Genomic DNA, 15,798 nt, shown 5'->3' on the forward strand with positions numbered 1-15,798 from the left:
AAGACATTGAAAAACCCCCTTCATTTTCCTACCAATGAAGGGGGTTTTTCTTATCGTTCGCTACGCCAACTTTCATTATGCCCAAGATTTGAATCTGTCGCTACTTGGACATCATATAACATTTCACTAAAGAAGCGTTTATCTACTTCTTTTGGTACAATGCGTCTTTCATCATCAATCTCATCGTATTCATATGAACCACGCTTCACTGTACCTGCTTTATAAAATTGAATGTCAAATACACATACATCTTCTTCATCTTCATAACCAATCGGAGCTCCGCTAAATGACAATTGCACGCCTAATCCGGTACGAGTATCTTCTTTGTAAAATGTATAATATACACCGCCATCTTGAACAGACCCACGGATCCATCCAAGCTTCGTCATCTTACCGAATAACGAACGACCATTTAGTAAAATACCGCCAAATCTCTCAATAGCACTCTCATCATTCTTTTCTACTACAAACACTGGACGCTCAATTTGTAGGAACGGCTGAACAATTCCCGCACTTTCTAATTGCTCTTTCCATAATTCCTTCTCCGCCCCAGACAATTCTAACGGATGAACGAAACCAATAACAGTGCCAGATGAAAGTTCATAACTCTTCCCGTCAATTGTACAGAACACGCCACCTTCTGCATAACGGAATGCCTTCAGCAACTTCCCTTCCTTATACTCACCCCAAATGAGTGAAATAGAAAATTGCTTCATAATTGGATTATCCATAAATACAGATTTCCATGCATTATGTGACCAATAACGCTTTAACGAAAGTGCCGCTTCTAATCGTTGTTTTTGCATTGAAAGAGTAGTTCGGAGTTCCTTCTTTAAAGAGGCTAATTCTTTTTTAGCCTCTTCAGCCTTTTCTACATCATCTTTTGCATTCGGCTTTGGAAGTGACTTCATACGTTTTCCTTCTTCTGTCTCTAATTCAATTTTTGACTCTGTAGTTAAAATGGCAGTAAAACTTCGATTCCCGAAATCAATTATCTTTTCACCCTGTATAGTAAAGCCGAGGTCCGGCACCAATTGATCTTCCAGCTCTTCCTCTGTTATACCACGTGTTTTCGCAGCAAGACTTAGCGCTTCTTTTGCTGCATTACGTACTTGCTTATGTTTATATTTAAATGCTATTGCATGAATAGACATAAGTGCAAGCTTAGATGAAGACAAACCTAAAGCACGAACGGCATCCGCTGCTATCTTTCCTCTCATTTGAAGCACCCATTCATCAATTTGCTTTATAAGTATGTCGACCATTTTGTCGTCACTATACATTCCGTATAACGAAAGAATTCCACGCTTCTTCACATCTGCGTCTTGAGAAATCCATATTTGATATATTGTTTGCACACATTCTTTTAAGTCCTCTTCATTTAAAGCTCTACCAATTACTTCTGCCGTTTCTTTCTTCTCAATAACAGCATCTGAAATATACTGTTGTAAATAGGCTAACGGAATTGCAGCATCAGCAGTTTCATCAGAGTCACGTAAACGGATTTGTGGCTCATCCCCAATCAATTGCAGAAGTGAATTTCTTGTTTGTTCAGTTAAAATACGTGCACATAGTTCTTCTATTTTTTCTTCCTCCGTTTGGAATAAAAATGAGAATTTTCCTGCGAAAGATTCATTTTTACTTTCTTGCAAAGCTTCCTGTACAATTTTCGTATATTTTTCAAGCTTATACTCTATTAGTATTTTCATCACATTTTCACGAACAATCTTCTTTTTATTATGAAGTTCAACTGCTACATCTGCTGCAGCTTCCACATCTTTTGAAAGCAGTTTAACTACAGACTCACGCATTTTTTTAGATGAATCTCCTAAGCTTTTAATTAAAATTGGACGCATTTTAATCATGTTATCCTTTGCTAACTCTTCTAAAATATATGCTTTGGCCACAGCAGAATACTCATCAAATCTTTCAATGATGTACGCTTGTTCTTTTACAATTACACAAACAAGCGCTTCCTTCGCCTTATTTCTCTCTTCACTGTAGCATGCAGCTTCTTCAACTGCATAAGCGATAAGCTTTTCCTTACTTAACCCATACGAAAGCAGATCTTCTAATACTTGTTTCGGTTCTACTCCTCTGACAGAACATTCGTAAAGAAGTTCGTATAAATTAACACTATCATCATCTCCAAACTGTAGTGTAAGTACAGCTTCCCTCTTCGCTACATCATCTATATCCCAAAGAAGCGCAACCTCTAACACCGGCATACCCCAATACATACTCCTATATTTCGGATTTTTAAGTATTTGCTTCATATCCTCAAGTGACAATTTCCCTTGTAAATAATCACGATATGTATCCCGCACTGTAGACAATTTTATTTGCAAAGCAGCAACAAAAAATTCTTCTCGCATTTTCCCTATATTTAGCTCATATCCTTTTTCAGCTAACGTTCGTGCGATAATGAGATAATTCATTTTACTTACATATTGCAAAGTATGTTGAATACATTCAGGATCTTCCTCCAACATAAAGCATAGCAATTCATATTCATACGTCTTACAAAAATCCTCACTATTCAAATCATGTTGCCTTAGACGATGCGCAAAAAATCTTTCCTTAGAAATCCAAAACTGTGTACAAAAACTTTGAATTTCTTCATATGTTTCTCTATTTACACTACCAGTTTTTTTGTAGTTTTGAGACTGACCGAGAGTGTGACACATATAACGTGTTGCATAGTTTATAAAACCCCAAACATTTTTCTTCGCCAATATTTCAATATATCGCCTCGCAACATCCGAATATTTATGAACACAAAATAATAGCCGCCAAATATGTTCCGGTAAATTCCCACCTATAAATACTTCACTATCATCTTCACCTTTTAAATACCGTTTAACTGCTTCAACCTTTTCCTTTTCCCCTAGCAGTTTCAATATAAATTCTGTATGTTCTCCTAACCTCTCATTCAATAAAGAACTATATGTACGAAACTTTTCATAATCTACATCAAACATTACGAGAAGTAATGTTACTTGCTGCTTAGTTGGTAAAGTATGTAATTGTCCCTCTATATAGTTCGGATTCTCTTTTGTTAACTCTCTAAGAAAAACATCTGCTTCATTTACATAACTTGAAATACTGGATAAATATTTACATGCGATTGCTACAAGTTTGTCCAAAGGAAGTGCACTTTTTTCTAAATAAATCTTCATTTTAGAAAAACTGACATGCGCAAAACGGACTACAAGAACATTTAATAATTGCTCCTCGAGTATATGGTAAAATAATCGAAAAAAATCCGGATCTTGTTTATGCACTTTCCTAAAATCGTTTATAAATCGCTCCGCAAAATCACTTCTTTTTTGATCGCGAATTGTCGTTAGTTGAATATTTTTTAAAATCTCTTCTTCTTTTGTCTGTAAATATCGTTGTGATAATTGTTTCTGTTCTTCTGTCATATTAATATATTGAAACAACTCAGATGTACTAGTAGTCAAACTTTGTACCCCCCGCATCTTTTTATCTATTATAAAAATACCCTTATTTAATGGTAGTATAGCATAAAACCAACAAAAACGAACGTACATTCTATATTAAATTAATGTAAATTAAAATACACTACTCAACATACATTTCCTTCTCTCTAAACTTCCCATTACAGACTTCTCCCCACTAAAATCCTTTAACTTTTTGCTACACCAATTCCTCAAAATCCCCTTCACATAAGCTAACGTTTTCTTATTATTTTCAAACGCAATTTTAAGTGCCTCTAACACTTCCTCTCCAGAAAGTCTTTGTATCCAATTCTTCAATTCCTTCACAATATATGGGGATAAACTACTAATATTTTGTTCATAAAACTTATAAACTTCACTATTTGGAACGTCCTCTTCTATGGTTTCCACCTCTATCTCTTCCGCTTCTTCTTTCTCTTCAATAACTACTTGTGAACTACTATTATCCTCTTCTTTTGGCATACCAAAATGCTGCAATAATAATGGAATCTTGTATTCTTCTTCAAGGCATTTACGTAAAAATATATGTATGAACTCATTACTTTTTATAGTCTTTAACTCACGTAATACGCACTTCTCCACATTCGTATTTGAAATAGGGTTATAGTGTAACCAATTTATTATGAATACCTCTTTCGTTTCCGTATCATATAAAATCTTTCCATACTCAACAAACCTGTTTAGCAACTTCTCAACAGTCTCCATACTGTAACCTGTTTCAAGCTCTGCCACACGCTTCGGTAATATGTAAATACCACATTGCTTCGTTTTCGTACCAGTTAACAAATATATGTAAAAATAACGCTCCTCTGGCGTTAAATCTAATATGAATTCATCTTGCCAAAAGTTCACCTGCACATTACGGTATACTGCCATATGTTTCCCTCCACTCTTTGCTAGTAAATAGGAAAATTTTAATCCTTCATTATAAAGATAGGCATGCGGGAATGGTTTTGACATTCGAATTACAATTTTTTTACTACTACAACGCCGGTTTCATTTTTTCGCGCTTGTTTTGTTCTTGTAGTTGTTTTTGTTTTTGCTTTTGTTTTTTTCTTAGTGATTTATTACTTGGTAGGGGCTTATGAGGGGCTTGGAAGGGCATTCTACATTACAATCTATCAAATACAATTGTTCTTCCTACTAAATAGGAGCTATTCCAAATTATTATTTTGGATAGCTCCTTTCAAATTCGTCTTATTTTTTACTTCTACCAATGTCAGCTTCTACATACAATTTCTTCTGCTATTTGCGGGCAGTAAAACTCTCATTTCAAAATTTGGTGAATAAACTGCTTGATGTAAGTGCGAGTGGCCCTCACTGATTAAAGTTTCCTTTTATTTTTGCATTGAATCTAACATCTTCACAATAAAGGCAGCCGCCTGACCACGAGTTGCTGTGCCTCGAGGATCAAACTCATTATTCCCAATACCATTAACTACCTTTAGACTGTATAATCGTTGAACCGATTCTTTGTATGTTATTAAATGCTTATCTGTAAATGGTAATGCTACTAACTCACCTGTAATTCCTTTATATCGTAATGCTTTGTCAATCATAATAGATACTTCTTCACGAGTAATTGGTGAGTTAGGATCAAAAATCCTTTCACCACGACCATTAATAATTCCTGCACTTGCACAACGTTTAATACCGTCATGAAGTGATGGATGTGCCTCATTAATATCTACAAATGACTTATTTCCCTCTGGTAGTTTAAGAGCATTCGAGATTAATTTCGCAAACTCCGCTCTCGTTACATTTCGATATGGAGCAAATACACCATTGCCTTCGCCTTGCATAATACCTAGACTGTTTAATTTACGAATATGCCCTTCAAACCAGCCACCTGTAATATCATCTTTTGGTTTTTGTACTTCTTCTTAGGCTTTTGTACTTCTTCCTTTGGTACATTGTAGTTAATTTTAATCCAACTTGGGTCATAGAAAATCCATTCTCCAATACCTACTTTATACCAACCATTTTTAACCGCTAATACTTTGTAACGATCTCCGTTTGAAGCTTTACGTACAACACGATGTTCAATGCCCGCATCACTACGTACATTGATGCCACTACCATTTACCACTAGTTCCATGCTAGGTTCAGCTGGATTATTTTCATTTGGATTAAATGAGTCATTTTTATCTTGTAAAGGCGTATCAATCTGCGCATTTATATTTGCATACCACTGAATTCCTTGTACGAAACCAGCCCAATTACCACGTGAAATTAAAATGTCAGGACATTTTTTCCCGCTCCATTGTTGATGCTTGTAAATATGATCTGCACCAATTCCTTCTTTGTTCATTAAATAACCTGCAAGTCGTTTTGCATTTTCTAACGCTTTATTGTAATCACCGTCTTGGTTAACCGCAATCTCGATACCGATAGACTCCCTGTTTCCTGAACCATCTCCATCTCCTGCATGCCAACCATTTTCGTTTGTTGGTAAGTGTTGATAAATTTGTTTATCATCTACAGTAAAATGCCATGAAGCTGTTCGGAAAGTGCCTTCAGTTGCTTGCTTGTATAAATATTTCGCATGATTTTCAGCATTCGCACCAGCAGCTGTATTTGCGGTCTCATGGATTGTAATGTAACGTGCTTTCATCGGATTCGCAGGACGAATATCAGGATTTCCTGCTGGAACAATCCACTCCACAAATGGAACTCCTGCAAGTGTTCCATATTTCTTCGTACTCTGTGCACTATATTGAATACCTCTTGGCTTTGCAACAGGTTTCATTTGACGATCAGATCCATCATTTCGACCATCTACAGATTCAAATGCCTTTTCAATGTTTGAAATAGCTTCCTTTTCTGCTACTTGTCCCTTCTTAGCATCTTGCATTTTGTTTAATTCTTCTGTTTCATCATGTTTATGCTTATATTCTCTAAAAGCATTTTTTCATTTCCAGATACTTCTGCTTCGTTAATTTGTACATGATCAGGAACTTCCAACTTGAAATTAGAATAATTTAATCCGCTCGTTCCGTGTTCTCCTTGGGCAATATTAAGTTGATCAGTTTGAGATTTGTTGATCTCTTCTGCTGATGCTGATAAAGGTACGCTCCCTAAAATCACTAGACTTGTTGATAGTGCGATTACTTGTTGTTTGATTGTCTTATTCATTATTATAATAAATACATACACACTCCCACCGTGTATGTATCTCAACCTCCCTTTATTGTCACATTAATTTTTAAAAATATGAATCTACTATGTACTCCTAATACATTTTCTTTTTATTTATATATTTAAATTACCATATTTTATACCCATTAAGAAAATATTTATATGTCATCCCTACAGATGAATTTCATCTAACATACTTTTTATAAAATTCATCAACAAACATTATTTTACAACTAATTACAAATACCGTCAAAATAATCAATTTAAACTTAAACAAATAACTGGCATACAATTTCATAATAAGAGATCCTATACTATCGAAATACATCTATTACAAATTCCCTTTAACGTTTTCAACAATCTCATTTATCGTATTCCGATCAAACTTATCACTAATTTCATATGACTCACGATCTCCTACGAATTGCACGCCTACGATATCATTGCGATCCTTACCGTATTGCACTTCAATAATAGATCCTCGCTCTATTTGTTTCCAAATGAGACCTGCTTCATCTTTATTATCTAAAATAATGCAGTCTTCAATATTTTCATCAATCCCAATTAATTTATTATCATCCATATATCCAATCTCGTATTGTTGCCGTTCTTTCGCTTTGCCACTTACTAATATACCTTTGCTACCATATGAGTAATCCATATAGTCCTTTTTCTCCGTTTGTACCGCTTTCGGCTTTTGTGCTTCAGCTTTTTCAGCAGCCCCACAACCTGTAATAAGACTGATTGGCATAACCACTATTAATACGAATCTAGTAAATTTCTTTATCATTTGTAACCAACCTCATATATTTAATGTAAAACTCCATTTATTACTTCTATTAAAGAATAACATGATGTTAAGTAAACAGAACGAAAGATAACATATTCTTTACATACTCGCACTTTAATGAAGGACTAGGCCATTTAAACCTAGTCCTTCATAACTTTAACTTTGCTTCACATACTTAATTGTATGAAATGACGTCTCATTAAATAATTGCAAGTTTTCCCCATCATAATCTTGAACTTTATATGCTATTTTCTTTTTTTGAATTGTATCTTCTACACCGTCTACTAAACGTTTATTGAGATGTAAATAGATTGTAAAAGCTTCCTTATCATATTCCCAAGTGCCTTCAATATAATTCTTTTTATTTGGATACTCACCTTTACCATACGTTTCAAATGTCTTATCACCTTTTAGAATAAGTGACATAATGAAACCGTCTGTTCCTTTGAATCCCCAATTACCGATTAATTCCGTACCATCTTTCACATTCTTCATAACGTTATCCGTATTAATTCCAGCTTTCTTATCTAACTCTTTCAAATCTTTCACAGATACTGTACCGTCACCGATTTTAATATCCCCTTCAAGATCTTTGAATGCCTTAAGCCAGTAAATATCTCCTTCTTTCACTAACTTTTCGGATTTCTCCATTAACTCTTTATCAGTCTTATCGCCTTTTTCTCTTTTTTCTTTTCGGGTGAATACTTCATTTATTAAAGAAAAAGACTCTCTAAAATAACCAATTGCTTTTTCAAAATCCTTTTGTTGATTTACATACTCTGTAGGGGGATCTATTGACTCAAATTTATCTAACACTTTATTTAATTCTTTCACACTATCTACTATATCTGATTTCTTTTTCTTACCGTCAAAAACCTCTCTTGTAATATTGTTATGCTCCGCAAACAACTTATCAAACTCTACCCCTAATTTATACACTTTATTAGGATAGTCTTCCTTTGAAACTTTTTCTTTCTTACTATTAGACTTCGATTCTTTTACTTTAGACTCTTCCGTTTTCTCCTGTTTAGAAGTGTTCGTTTTCTCAGAAACTCCACAACCAAATAACAACATGACCGGAACTGCTACCCCTAGTAGTTTCTTTGCATTCATGACTGATTTCTCCTTCTACTTGAATAGATTACTCTTGCTATACCCATCCTCTTTTTTTATCTTGTAATTAAAGTTACAATCGCAATAACTCCTAGAATCGGTCCCCAATATTCCATTTTTATAAAAAATAATGAGTGCTTTTTGTTAAACATAACTTTTTCACCAGTTTCGGCATCTATATAAACTTTCCCATCTGGCTTATTAATATATTTACCTAAATACCAAGACATAACCCCTGATATAATAAACATTACCGCCATTGGCCAACTATGGTCTTGAAAATATGTAGCGTCCCCCGTTATAGATCCAAAGATAGCCTTACCCAAAAGAGTATTAATAATTACAATAATTGCGACTAAAAAACCCCAACCAGACCAAATAATCATCTATTTCTCCTCCTAAAGCGTACAACTTTGTACTTTATGTTAATTTGAACTGCAAACGAAAATGTTTAAAAAATCGAATATTCAGACGTTAATAATTATATTTAGCTTACATTCGATTCTAACTTTAATGTCCTAAATGCAAATGAACCAGATATAATTTGTAAAATTGTCGGAATAAGTAAAAAGAATAATGACATAAACAACATAACTATAGGAATCACAATCATACAAACTCCATAAACTTTATTATTAACCTTGTTTACTAAACACGATAAAATGAACAATCCTATTTGAACCGTTAAAATAATAGAGTAATAAGCTAAAAGTTCGTAATCAACACCTTCCATAATATTAAACGCTACAACTATTAATATTATGGAAATAATAATTCCCAAAATGCCACCAATTAAACCTAATACAAATTCAGGTGTTCTTTTCAATTCAATCCCCCTTTTTTGAAAAACTAACAACTTGTATATTTTTCCCATTCACCATCATACCAAATATTTATTGGAAAAACTATACATACTTTTCATTCTTCCTTACCTTACAGTGACCTTCTTACCATTATAGATAGCTTGTTGCAGTTACAAAATCAAAGCCTTCAAAATTACTAACCGGTTTCGATACTTTTAGAAAGTAGACATACCTCTTGAATACAATTAGTATTAACATATGAAATACGAAAAGTTTAAAAAGGCTTTTACATGATGAAAGGAAGTTGCACAACTATGGATCTTAAAACAGTTATGCAAGAACTTGAAGCTCTAGGTAAGGAACGAACGAAAAAAATATACATATCTAACGGTGCGCATGAGCCAGTATTCGGAGTAGCTACAGGTGCTATGAAACCAATCGCTAAAAAAATAAAATTAAACCAAGAGTTAGCTGAAGAACTGTATGCCACAGGCAACTACGATGCTATGTATTTTGCAGGGATTATTGCGGATCCAAAAGCTATGAGTGAGTCTGATTTTGATCGCTGGATAGACGGGGCATATTTTTATATGCTATCTGATTATGTAGTGGCAGTAACTTTATCGGAGTCAAATATTGCGCAAGACGTTGCTGATAAATGGATTGCAAGTGGGGACGAGCTTAAAATGTCTGCCGGCTGGAGTTGCTACTGTTGGCTATTAGGAAATCGCAAAGACAATGAATTTTCCGAAAGTAAAATTTCCGATATGCTTGAAATGGTGAAAGATACAATTCATCATTCTCCAGAACGAACAAAATCCGCTATGAATAATTTCCTAAACACCGTGGCAATTTCATATGTACCACTACACGAAAAAGCAGTCGAGGTTGCAAAAGAAGTTGGTATAGTTGAAGTCAAACGTGATAATAAAAAAAGCAGTTTGTTAAATGCTTCTGAAAGTATTCAGAAAGAACTTGATAGAGGAAGACTTGGTTTCAAGCGTAAGTATGTAAGGTGTTAAAAGTATGAAGGTGTCAATCTAGGAGAGATTGACACCTTTTTAGTGGACATTACTAGACTAACGGAGCTGCAAGTTAAAGGGAACCAATCATTCATCTCCCACTATACATCTCAAACTTCTTCTTTCAATTTATATACCCTATCTCTTTTCTCATCACCTTTGATAAAAATAAGTTTTCCTTCTGTAACAAAACCTTCTAATAGTAAACATACTTGTCCATATGCTTTAGGCTTATTCGTAGTGAATCTTTCATCGGGTATTTTACCAGATCGTATTAATCGTTCACATAGCTCAAGCGCACTTATTTCTTCAGAATCAATTAATTCTAAAATATCTTTTTGTAATGGTGATAAAGGGGCTGGTACCTTACATACCTCAGCTACCTCCACCTTTTCTTTTTCTTCTTCAAATAAATCTTCAAATGAAATTTGATTCATTACACCTGTTCCTTTCTAATAATTGATTTATATAACATGAATTGAATTCTATAGGTACGAAAACTTTAAATATTAGTCATTGTTATGTAGCGCTTACCTCGTTACATGAATTTCAAACTCATGTACATCATTTCATATAGTATATTTTGATTATACCAAATATACGTTCTGTCTTCTATTGTAGAATTTTTATAACAGAAATGAAAGTAATAGTGAACATTTTTCTTCTCTTTAGTTGTATAGAAAACTATGTAAAAAGTTTACATAATAAAATTATAGTGATCTGTTAAATTTCTACGCAAAAAAGCACTTGTTGCCTTTAATTGACAATCAAGTGCTTTCAGTTCATATGTTTTTTTAGTAGCATAAATTTTGTAGGTCTTCGCTTGATTTTATATTACATCTTTCTATAAAAAACTGCAGTCCAATTATATCTAACACTTGGGCTACACTTCATATCAGACATTTTTTCATATAAATGTTCTTAGTATATTATTTTTGTAACTTTAAACTAGCAATTAACTCATCTAAACTATCCGAAATCTCTTCAAATGAACCTCGTTCAAAATCCTCCAATTCAACCTTACCACTTACATTATCTAAAACAACTATCAAACCGTTCCCCTCTACACCTATTGGAGTCTTATCAACCTTATTATGATTGTTTTTATACCCTTCTAAATTACTTTCGAAGGAATCCAATTCAATATTTGGTAATACAGGTTCTAGCCTAATATAATGATTACCAATAAATCCATCTAAATCAGCAAACCAATAAGAATTAAAATAATCATCAATTGAAGTGTGCAGTTTAATTTCAAATCTTTCCTCAATCTTCGTTAAATCATTCTTATTATTTTTTTCAATAGGTTTCCATGAAATTTCTTCTTCATCATCCATTTCACCCTGATATATAAATGAATCAACTTCTTCGTTATATGGCGTTTTAAATAAAAAATCTAACCCTTTATCAAAATATTCTTTTCTTAAATTAAAATATTTGCTCATAGCATCCTTCATTACCAAAATAATCACCCTTACTTTTCTAAGAATTTTTCTAATAGTTCAGCATATTTTTGGTCATTTCCCCAAACTCCTGCGCTTTTCTCAGCATTATGAATCCCTCCTAAACCTGGATGTAGCTTTGAGGGTACAGCCACAGCTTGACCTCCACCACCAATGTGATGATGTATTAAAGTGTCATTATATAATTCTTTTAAATCATATTGGGGAAAATGTTTTCTAAACGTTGGATTGTTTATAGGTGCGAATCCTAATTCTATTTTTTGTCTATTTGACCTATTAAACGCTTCTGGGTACTTCTCTAACATCTCTTTCCAATAAAAATCTTTATCGCGTAACCAACCCTCTGCATTGGTGTTTTTTTGCCCTTTACCAACATAGGGCATCTCAACAGTTAAGCGAGGATCCGCAGTATATTTAGCCTCTAGCTTACCTAAATCAGCACCACGATATGTTCTAATAGGATCATTAATATCACCTATCTTCTTAACCGTTTCACCCGTACCCTTAACCCCACCACTCTCCAAATTCGAAATCCTACTCTGAATACTCGCCTTTGAGGCATTATGGGCTTCTTGGAATTTCCCGCTATAGTTCGTTCCAGATCTAACAACACTTCCATCTGGCAGCATTTCTACACCTTTAAAGATTGGGGATGAGGAGTCCGCACCTTTTGCTAATGTAGTTCTAGTTATATAATACTAGTAATTTTTGTTGGCTTTAATTCATAAAAATAATTTCTTTAAATTTATAGTATATCTTTCAATAAAAAAAGCACTCATTGCCTGTAGTCGACAATCAAGTGCTTTAAGTTCATATGTTTTTAAGTAGCATAAATTTATAAGTATTTTAGTAAAAGTATGACACCTTATATGCATCGTGACAAGTACATTAAAACTTACGAGCTTGTACGAGTTCATTAGTTTCAGTTTCATTTTAAGTGGTATATATTCGTAGCCAAATAAAACCTCATCTCACCTAAGCTCGTACTTTGTTTTCTGTTCTTTCATTGCACTCCATGATGATACAACCATCATTAGTCTGTACTTTTTAACAGCCCATTTTAAATAGCGACATCTTGATAACCTACTTCATCTACCCTTTCATTTATAAGACGAATTCCTAAACCATTTTCCTCATCCCATGAACAATCAAACGAGATCCCTACATCACGTCCATCACGAAGGAAATCATACGGAACAGAAATACCTACTAATGTTATATGTTCTATTAATTGATCAACTGTTTCAATTAATGGATAATCTTCATTAAATGCAACATCATAACCAAGCTCATGCCTTTTTTGTTTATAATAATTTAAAATTGGTTGTAATATGTTATGTTGGATTTTCTCCCAATTATCCATTAATGAATTGTATGCCACATATTGACCTTCATCAAATTTACCATCATCTTCTCCTCCAATTAATAATGCTATCTCCGTGTCCTTTCCTAAAAACTTTATGGTTCTGTATCCTACCCATGTATACTGATAATCAAGTTCTCCAAAAACTTTATCATTTATTGTCATTTTATAATCTCCTTATTATTTATTTGCAAATCCTCCAGGTTCAAAAGCTCCTGCGTTTATTTCACCAACTCCACCAAGGTGTCCAAATTTGGCGTTTATTTCTGTTGGCACAAGTTGTATAGTAACTCCATCATTTAACTCCTGCCATGTTAATTTATTTTTCACTCGGTATTTTTCTATATCTTTTGCCGTAATTCCACCAGCTTCCATTCCAAATTGGTTTGCCAATTCTGGTGAATTATTAAGCTGATCTGCTAACCTTTCATTTGCTTGCTTAAAATTATAATCTCTAGCAGTATTTCCTTTAGCCCCTTTTCCACCTAGCATATAATCGATTTCCAACTGTGCCTTTGCTACTGGTGAAAAATCAGGAACTCCATTTTTATACTCAATTCCATTAATACCAGCTTCATTTAAGATTTTCTGTAACGTAGGATCTGGTGGTGGTTTTAGGGTACATAAAGACTCACCTCTAACCCCTTCAAAAACGACATTTGAATTCGTTTCTGCGGGTGTTTGCTTAAATCTTGATTCATATGTACTGGCAAATTCCTCTTGCTTGAAGGCTGGTGGAACTTCAGCCTCTCTATTACCCGTACCCTTAGTTAAAACAAAAAGCGATAACTAGGGTACCAATTATCACTTACTAAGTCAAACCATTTTATGTACTATAAAGTAACAATTATTTTATTATCTATGATAGTTCTAAAATTGGTGTAATTTCTCATCATATTATTACCATATGCACTAACTGCTTCATTACCACACACCATACTTTCATAGTTATCTTTAAATTCTTTTTTTATTGACTCTTCCAAACTGTCATAGTATCTTTTGATAGCTTCCTCTGCCAATTCACGCGACCCGTGCGTTAATATAAAATTAATATCTACCATATAACCCTTTTGAGGATAAAAACCCCTTTCAGCAACCTCTTTTACAAAGTTGTTCAAATCATTCGTACACCTTTCTACAATTGGCATAAATACACTATTTAACCAATTAGTGAATTCGTTAACTGTCCGCTCCCACTCTTCCTCATTTGCTATGTTCCAATATAACTGACCGCTTGGTACATTGCACTGACGTGTATTAATATGAAATATTTTATCTTTAGATTTTAAAGGAAGAATTGCGCATTCACCATAAAATACTACATTTTTATCAGATATATTATTCCAACTTGTATAAAAGAGTACCTTATAAATGAAATTTTTATCTTTTTTACTCATCCAATGAACAGACTTAGAATATTTCCAGCCATTATCTAAATACTTTTCAGATATTAGATTACATACGCGCTCAAATGCTTTATTTGCTTTCATATTACATCTCCAATTCAAACTACCTAAGATTCATATATTTTAAACTCAATCCTCAAATCTTGAGTATTCTTCCTAAAAACCTCCAATAATTTATTACAATTTTTAGTTGGTTTATATTTAAATCTTAAATCGAATATAAAGCCATCTACTAACTTAGCATCCGGATAAACACTATAGATTTGCCCACTTTCAATAAAAGATACATAGGCATTAATTTTATCTTGTAACAATGTTAAGTGCTGAAGTTCATTTTCCCAATCTAAATGATCTGCAATCATTAATGCTAACTTATTTTCACCCATACTCTTGCCAATTCCATCTATTTTATTTTTGTCTAATATTGACACTTATCTCTCACCTCATTTATTCATCAAAATAAGTTGTCCCTTCAGGACGAACAATTTGCGGCCTTGTTCCACTAGGCACTTCGTATCCCCCTGAAAAATCTCCCTTTCCTTCACCTACGACCTTTCCACCAGAATTCTTCAATTCAGGGAATCCCTTTTCTTGATTAGTAGTATAGGGAGCAGTAGCGGAACTTTTATATTCTTGTATAATAACATTCCCATATTCATCAGATGCAATTGCGTCAACTCTTACCTTAGTCCCTTCATGTGTAACAATGGTTATTTCTCGTTCAGCATTTTCATATTGTTGTGAAAATAGATTAAAACTTTCATCAGAAAATTCTTGCCCCTGCTCTTTAAGTGATGCCCATTTTTCACTTGCTTCTTTCCACTCCAGTGGCTCTTTAGGCGCTTCACTATTCTTATATTTCCTTTCACAATATACATCATACTTAGATTGCAACTCAGCATCTTTAAATCTACCAGTATTATCAAGTAAATCAGAATTCCCTTTTCCACCTTCACCCGTACCCTTAGTTAAAACAAAAAGCGGTAACTGGGTTACCAATTACCGCTTACTCTTCCTTACTTACAAGTATTCTCCCAATTAAAGTTAAATACTTCTTCAACATCATTTTTCATTAACTTTTGTAATTATACATCAAGCCCATCTGTTACTTTCCCTTCGCTTACTCAAAGCTAGGTAAAATAGTTTATTAAATGTACAATTCTACAAAACTTTTCCTTGTTTCAAAGATCTAACAAAATAAATTAGAACGTAAACAAG

General features: G+C 33.7%; 15 protein-coding genes and 2 pseudogenes. 1 reads left to right on the top strand and 16 read right to left on the bottom strand.

The features are described from left to right. Positions 1 to 50: 50 nt before the first annotated feature. The 7 genes and pseudogenes from V6946_RS16600 to V6946_RS16630 all read right to left on the bottom strand — a co-directional run bounded on the left by V6946_RS16600 (position 51) and on the right by V6946_RS16630 (position 9,349). On the bottom strand, positions 51 to 3,464 hold the full coding sequence (locus V6946_RS16600; protein WP_366981859.1) for a DUF4132 domain-containing protein: 3,414 nt from the start codon (positions 3,462 to 3,464) through the stop codon (positions 51 to 53). A 111-nt stretch (positions 3,465 to 3,575) separates the two neighbouring features. Continuing rightward, on the bottom strand, positions 3,576 to 4,358 hold the full coding sequence (locus V6946_RS16605) for a DnaD domain-containing protein (RefSeq protein ID WP_006915109.1): 783 nt from the start codon (positions 4,356 to 4,358) through the stop codon (positions 3,576 to 3,578). A gap of 461 nt (positions 4,359 to 4,819) precedes the next feature. After that, positions 4,820 to 6,617 (bottom strand): annotated as a pseudogene (locus tag V6946_RS16610) (S-layer homology domain-containing protein). Positions 6,618 to 6,951: 334 nt separating this feature from the next. Then, on the bottom strand, positions 6,952 to 7,410 hold the full coding sequence (locus tag V6946_RS16615) for a hypothetical protein (protein ID WP_006915118.1): 459 nt from the start codon (positions 7,408 to 7,410) through the stop codon (positions 6,952 to 6,954). Positions 7,411 to 7,566: 156 nt separating this feature from the next. Next, positions 7,567 to 8,523 (bottom strand): DUF3994 domain-containing protein, encoded by a 957-nt coding sequence (locus V6946_RS16620; RefSeq protein WP_000992208.1) that lies wholly within the window; start codon positions 8,521 to 8,523, stop codon positions 7,567 to 7,569. 56 nt (positions 8,524 to 8,579) lie between these two features. Further along, on the bottom strand, positions 8,580 to 8,909 hold the full coding sequence (locus V6946_RS16625) for a hypothetical protein (protein ID WP_000587853.1): 330 nt from the start codon (positions 8,907 to 8,909) through the stop codon (positions 8,580 to 8,582). A 101-nt stretch (positions 8,910 to 9,010) separates the two neighbouring features. Further along, a complete protein-coding gene (locus tag V6946_RS16630) occupies positions 9,011 to 9,349 on the bottom strand; it encodes a DUF4064 domain-containing protein (RefSeq protein WP_000831724.1) in 339 nt (112 codons plus the stop codon). A gap of 291 nt (positions 9,350 to 9,640) precedes the next feature. Here V6946_RS16630 and V6946_RS16635 point away from each other — a divergent pair, with 291 nt between their 5' ends. Beyond that, positions 9,641 to 10,348: a DNA alkylation repair protein gene (locus tag V6946_RS16635; RefSeq protein WP_006915126.1), complete on the top strand. Its 708-nt coding sequence runs from the start codon at positions 9,641 to 9,643 to the stop codon at positions 10,346 to 10,348. Positions 10,349 to 10,458: 110 nt separating this feature from the next. Here the strand turns inward: V6946_RS16635 and V6946_RS16640 are convergent, their stop codons facing one another. The 9 genes and pseudogenes from V6946_RS16640 to V6946_RS16680 all read right to left on the bottom strand — a co-directional run bounded on the left by V6946_RS16640 (position 10,459) and on the right by V6946_RS16680 (position 15,474). After that, positions 10,459 to 10,785 (bottom strand): DUF3895 domain-containing protein, encoded by a 327-nt coding sequence (locus tag V6946_RS16640; RefSeq protein ID WP_006915127.1) that lies wholly within the window; start codon positions 10,783 to 10,785, stop codon positions 10,459 to 10,461. A gap of 492 nt (positions 10,786 to 11,277) precedes the next feature. Then, entirely contained in the window at positions 11,278 to 11,793 is a 516-nt protein-coding gene (locus V6946_RS16645) for a SecY-interacting protein Syd (RefSeq protein ID WP_002101116.1), read from the bottom strand. A gap of 29 nt (positions 11,794 to 11,822) precedes the next feature. After that, on the bottom strand, positions 11,823 to 12,440 hold the full coding sequence (locus V6946_RS16650; RefSeq protein WP_000936294.1) for a hypothetical protein: 618 nt from the start codon (positions 12,438 to 12,440) through the stop codon (positions 11,823 to 11,825). 93 nt (positions 12,441 to 12,533) lie between these two features. Then, positions 12,534 to 12,737: a hypothetical protein gene (locus V6946_RS16655; protein ID WP_114556408.1), complete on the bottom strand. Its 204-nt coding sequence runs from the start codon at positions 12,735 to 12,737 to the stop codon at positions 12,534 to 12,536. Positions 12,738 to 12,871: 134 nt separating this feature from the next. Then, positions 12,872 to 13,339, bottom strand: a complete 468-nt coding sequence (locus V6946_RS16660) for a DUF6985 domain-containing protein (protein ID WP_000154325.1) — start codon at positions 13,337 to 13,339, stop codon at positions 12,872 to 12,874. 15 nt (positions 13,340 to 13,354) lie between these two features. Continuing rightward, positions 13,355 to 13,942, bottom strand: a pseudogene (locus V6946_RS16665) (HNH endonuclease); the annotation flags it as partial. A gap of 65 nt (positions 13,943 to 14,007) precedes the next feature. Further along, entirely contained in the window at positions 14,008 to 14,664 is a 657-nt protein-coding gene (locus tag V6946_RS16670; protein WP_366982116.1) for a hypothetical protein, read from the bottom strand. 23 nt (positions 14,665 to 14,687) lie between these two features. After that, positions 14,688 to 15,011, bottom strand: a complete 324-nt coding sequence (locus V6946_RS16675; protein WP_000025258.1) for a DUF6572 domain-containing protein — start codon at positions 15,009 to 15,011, stop codon at positions 14,688 to 14,690. Positions 15,012 to 15,027: 16 nt separating this feature from the next. Further along, the gene (locus V6946_RS16680) at positions 15,028 to 15,474 is read right to left on the bottom strand and encodes a hypothetical protein (protein ID WP_033659867.1); all 447 of its coding nucleotides are present in this window, start codon (positions 15,472 to 15,474) and stop codon (positions 15,028 to 15,030) included. Positions 15,475 to 15,798 lie beyond the last annotated feature (324 nt).

It is taken from the genome of Bacillus sp. PPSBB_2 (assembly GCF_045291115.1).
Classification (GTDB): Bacteria; Bacillota; Bacilli; order Bacillales; family Bacillaceae_G; genus Bacillus_A; species Bacillus_A cereus.